Annotated in this window: 3 protein-coding genes and 1 pseudogene; 3 read left to right on the top strand and 1 reads right to left on the bottom strand. The window is 68.5% G+C overall.

Translation table 11 applies throughout. From position 1 onward, the window contains the following. Positions 1–332, top strand: a pseudogene (locus ABD331_RS61125) (IS701 family transposase); the annotation flags it as partial. A 342-nt stretch (positions 333–674) separates the two neighbouring features. Here the strand turns inward: ABD331_RS61125 and ABD331_RS41025 are convergent. Next, complete coding sequence (locus ABD331_RS41025; protein ID WP_344487670.1) at positions 675–3,242, bottom strand: DEAD/DEAH box helicase; 2,568 nt, start codon at positions 3,240–3,242, stop codon at positions 675–677. A gap of 409 nt (positions 3,243–3,651) precedes the next feature. On the opposite strand from ABD331_RS41025, the gene ABD331_RS41020 reads away from it, so the two are divergent. Together ABD331_RS41020 and ABD331_RS41015 are read left to right on the top strand one after the other, a co-directional pair. Then, positions 3,652–4,002 (top strand): STAS domain-containing protein, encoded by a 351-nt coding sequence (locus tag ABD331_RS41020; protein WP_043629845.1) that lies wholly within the window; start codon positions 3,652–3,654, stop codon positions 4,000–4,002. Between the two features lies 1 nt (position 4,003). Beyond that, positions 4,004–4,423 carry an ATP-binding protein gene (locus ABD331_RS41015; RefSeq protein ID WP_103956794.1) on the top strand — a complete coding sequence of 140 codons (420 nt, stop codon included), beginning with the start codon at positions 4,004–4,006 and terminating at the stop codon, positions 4,421–4,423. Positions 4,424–4,623 lie beyond the last annotated feature (200 nt).

The following is a 4,623-nucleotide window of genomic DNA, read 5'->3' as shown; positions in this document are numbered from 1 at the left end:
GAGCCCGGTGGGCGGTAGAGGAGTCCTTCCAGGCCGCCAAGGGGCAGGTCGGCCTGGACCACTACCAGGTGCGCGGCTGGACGGCCTGGCACCGTCACATCACCCTGGCTCTGCTCGCCCTGGCCGTTCTGACAGCCATCGCCGCCGCCCAGCCACCCAGCACCGCCGACGACCGCATCCCGCTGACCCTGCCCGAGATCCGCCGGCTGCTCGCCGCACTCGTGCTGACCCGGCACCGCTCCGTCACGGATCTTCTGCGCTGGTCAGACTGGCGCCGACGCCACCAGGCCACCGCCCGGCACTGCCACTACCAGCGCAGATCCGAACCATGATCGCGAAGTGTCACTGGAGTATTAGGGGAGGGCTGGCCGCCGCACGGTGGCGGGGTTAGCTAGGGATCGATGGCGCGCTGTCCGCCGGAATTAGGTCGTGCATTGTGCGGGAATTGGTCGCTTATGCATGGCACGGAACTGGCTGTGCAGGGCGCGCGTGGGACTTGATTGCGTGGAGTCGGGGTTTCGACGTGCAAGGGTGCGGGGCATACCGGGCGGTTTGTGGGCTTTGTTGGTGCCATTGTGTGGTTGTGTAGCTGCGTTTATGTGGCGGGTGCCTGATTCTTCGGGAAACGATGCTATGTGCGGTCTTTGGGAAGCGCTGTTGTGATTCATCGGCGGTCACGGTGATGCGAGGAGTGTGTTGAGGAGGCGGATGGCGCCGCGTTTGTCCAAGGGCTCGTTGCCGTTGCCGCATTTAGGGGACTGGATGCAGGACGGGCAGCCGCGTTCGCACTCGCAGGACATGATCGCCTCGCGAGTGGCCGTCAGCCAGTCCGTGGCGCGGGCGTAGCCGCGTTCGGCGAAGCCGGCGCCACCCTCGTGGCCGTCGTAGACGAAGACGGTGAGCAGGCCCGTGTCGGCGTGCAGTTCCGTGGAGACGCCGCCGATGTCCCAGCGGTCGCAGGTGGCGAACAGCGGGAGCAGGCCGATTGAGGCATGTTCGGCGGCGTGTGCGGCTCCGCCGAGGTCGATGCCGGCTTCGGCGAGAGGGGTGACCGCGGAGGCGGGGAGTGTCCACCAGACTGCGCGGGTGCGGAGAGTGCGGGGCGGGAGTTCCAGGGGTTCGTCGCCGAGCATCTCGCCTGATTGGAGGCGTCTCATGAGGTAGGAGACGACTTGGCGGGTTACTTCCACCTCGCCGAAGTGGAGCGTCCCCGGACCGAGGGAGCGGGAGCGTTCTGTGGAGAGGATGGAGATGTCGGTGATGTCGCGGGCGAACGTGGTGTAGTCCGGGTTGGCGCTGGTGACGAGGGCGACGCCGGCGTCCAGGTCCAGGAGCTCCACGAGGAAGGTCTCGCCCTGGTGCAGGTAGACCGCGCCGGTGTGGACGGTCGTGTGGGCGGAGGGCTCGTCCACACTGCCCAGGAGGCGGCCTGTGGACGACTCCACGACCTGGATGGGGTTGCCGCCGCCGCCTCGGATGTCGGCCAGGTCGGTCGCGCGTTCCCGACGGGTCCAGAACCAGCCGGCGGGACGTCGCCTGAGCAGGCCCTGCGACACGAGGTCGTCGAGCACCTTCGAGGTGGTGGGGCCGAAGATCGGCAGGTCGTCCTCGGTCAGGGGGATCTCGGCTGCCGCGGCGCAGAGGTGAGGGCCCAGGACGTACGGGTTGCCCGGGTCGAGGACGATCGCCTCCACGGGCTGGCCGAACAGGGCGTCGGGGTGGTGGACGAGGTAGGTGTCCAGCGGGTCGTCCCTGGCGATCAGCACGGCTAGCGCGTCCTGGCCGTCGCGGCCGGCGCGGCCCGCCTGCTGCCACAGGGAGGCGCGGGTGCCTGGCCAGCCGGTGATCAGTACGGCGTCCAGGCCGGAGACGTCGACGCCGAGTTCGAGGGCGTTTGTGGTGGCCAGGCCCATGATGGTGCCGGCTCGGAGAGCCTTTTCGAGGAGTCTGCGGTCTTCGGCGAGGTAGCCGGCCCGGTAGGCGGCGATCTTGTTGGGGAGGTCGGCCAGGGTCGGGTCGGGGGGTTCAGGCAGGGCCCAGGTGAGAGGGCCATGGGTGGAGGGGGAGGTGGGGTTGGGCTCGGAGGCGGGCTCGGAGGCGGGCTCGGACGCGCGCTCGGAGACGGACTCGGGGGTGGGGGCGGACCCGGAGCTGGGCGTGGCGGTGGAGGTGGGCGCAGACGGGGAGACGGGCGTGGACGCGGAAGCGGAGGCGGGTGTGGGGGCAGGGGCGGGAGCGGACCCGGAAGTGGGGACGGATCCGGATCTGGGCGTGGAGGTAGGGCTGGGCGTGAGGGCGGACGGGGAGGCGGGCGTGGGCGTGGATGTGGGCCCGGAGGTGGGGGTGGGCTCCGAGGTGGAGGCGGAGGTGAAGCCGGACGGTGACGTGGGGGTGGGGGTTGAGGTGGAGGAGGAGAGAGGCGTGGGGACGGGAGCGGGAGGTGGGGTGGTCGGGTTGGTGTAGGGCGTGGAGGGGGTGGGGGGTGTGGGGAAGGGGGCGGAGACGGAGAAGGCGACGTCGGCGAGTTTGGCGCGGGCCGACAGGGCGACCGTTTCGGCGCCGCGGCGGGATCGGACGAAGGCGAGCGTACGTACGTCGGCCAGAACGAGGTCCGCCAGCAGATCAGCCGCCTCCGCCGTCGCCGTCCGCCGCACAGGAGCCCCTCCCTCGCCCCGGAGCTCCGTCAGGGGCGGCTCCCACAGCGCGATGGTGGTTGAGCCCTTGGGCGAGGCGTCCACCGTCACCTCGTCCATCTCAAGCCCCGTCAGCCGCGTGGCGAACACGCCGGGCTCGCTGGCCGTCGCGGAGGCCAGCATGAACGTGGGGCGGGAGTTGTAGCGGGCGCAGGCGCGGCGCAGGCGGCGCAGGATCTGGGCGACGTGCGAGCCGAAGACGCCGCGGTAGCCGTGGCACTCGTCCACGACGACCATGCGCAGCCGGCGGAAGAACGACGACCACTGGGCGTGTCTGGGGAGGATGCTGCGGTGGAGCATGTCGGGGTTCGTCAGGACGTAGTTGGCGTGCTGGCGCACCCAGGTGCGCTCCTCGAACGGGGTGTCGCCGTCGAAGCAGGACGCGCGGAGCTGGGTGATGCGCAGCTCGCGCAGCCCGCGGAGCTGGTCGGCGGCCAGGGCCTTGGTCGGCGTCAGGTACAGGACCGTGCCGCCGTCGAGACAGGAGGCGACCGCCGGGGTGAGGTACGCCAGGGACTTGCCGGAGGCCGTGCCTGTGGAGATGATCACGTTTCGGCCACGGTGTGCCAGGTCGGCGGCTTCGTACTGGTGGGGCCAGAGTCCTGTCACCCCTCGGTTCGCCAAGCGCGTAACAAGTACTTCAGGCGTCCATTTGGGCCAACGGACTTGACCCGCCTGACGTGCTGGAACATGCTCCACATGGGTGACACGCTCATGACGTGCGGGAACGCCAAGCAGGTGGTGGAGGAGTGGACCTGCCTGTTGTGGGGAGGATCCGGAGGAAGTCACTGTTTCCAGTCTTGCATCGATGGGCAAAGTCGCCGGGAATCGTGATTTCGTATAGACACAAGCCAGGCGCGTGGTTGAATGCCGCGCGTCAGGGTCGGACAGTCTGGGGCCACGCTCCAGATTGCCAGGCCCGCAAGAGTACTTTCGCAGGCGAGGCGCTGGAGGATCTGTGGATCTGAAGTTGGATCACCGCACCGAAGACCGACTCACCATCGTGGAGGTCGAGGGTGAGATCGATGTCTACACGGCGCCGAGATTGCGTGAGCTCCTCATCGACCTGGTCAACAAGGGCAACTTCCACCTTCTTGTCAACATGGAGAAGGTGGACTTCCTCGACTCGACGGGCCTCGGTGTCCTGGTCGGGGGGCTCAAGCGGGTTCGTGCGCACGACGGCTCCCTCGAGCTCGTCTGCACGCAGGAGCGCATCCTGAAGATCTTCCGGATCACCGGTCTCACCAAGGTCTTCGGGATCTACGCTTCGGTCGACGAGGCCAAGGAAGCTCACGGCAAAGACAAGTAGCATGGCTACCGTCGAGCTGACGTTCAGCGCACTCCCCGCGCATGTGCGGACCGCCCGGCTGGTGGCGACGGCGATCGCCCGCCGCACCGGCGTCGAGGAGTCCCTGCTGGACGAGGTCAGACTCGCTGTGGGGGAGGCGTGTTCCCGGGCGGTGGAGGCGCATCGCGCGCACTGTCCGGGCGAGCCCATCCGCATCGAGCTACGTGACGACTCCGGACGTTTCGAGGTCACGGTCAGCGACCAGGCCCCCAGCGACGAGATCAAACAGGAGCAGCCCCTCGATCTGGGCATGCTGTCCGACTCGTTCATGTCGAACTTCGGCATCGCGGTCATCGAGGGCTTGGCTGATGACGTTCAGGTGTTTCCCAGTCCTAAGGGGACGAACATTCGCATGAGCTGGCCGGCGGCCGTCGGCGTCTAGGCAGGTCTCGGAGGCTGAGCCTGCGTAGTCGGCGCTGCCTTCGGGGCTGAGCCCGGGCTGAGGGTGGGCCGAGGTCTGCTGCAGCGGGCTGAGGCGAGCTTGTATCCGGGCTGAGGCTGAGGCTGCGGGTGAGCCTGCAGCGGGGCTACGGCTGAAGCTGAGCCTGTCTCTGGGCTGAGGTAGGGGCTGGGCTGAGCCTG

The organism is Nonomuraea monospora, assembly GCF_039531895.1.
Classification (GTDB): Bacteria; Actinomycetota; Actinomycetes; order Streptosporangiales; family Streptosporangiaceae; genus Nonomuraea; species Nonomuraea monospora.
This window is presented reverse-complemented; position numbering and strand designations above follow the sequence as displayed.

What these genes read in the sequence shown, in the direction of transcription:
- ABD331_RS41015 (WP_103956794.1), top strand. Translation starts at nt 4,004, where the DNA reads ATGGCTACCGTCGAGCTGACGTTCAGCGCACTCCCCGCGCATGTGCGG.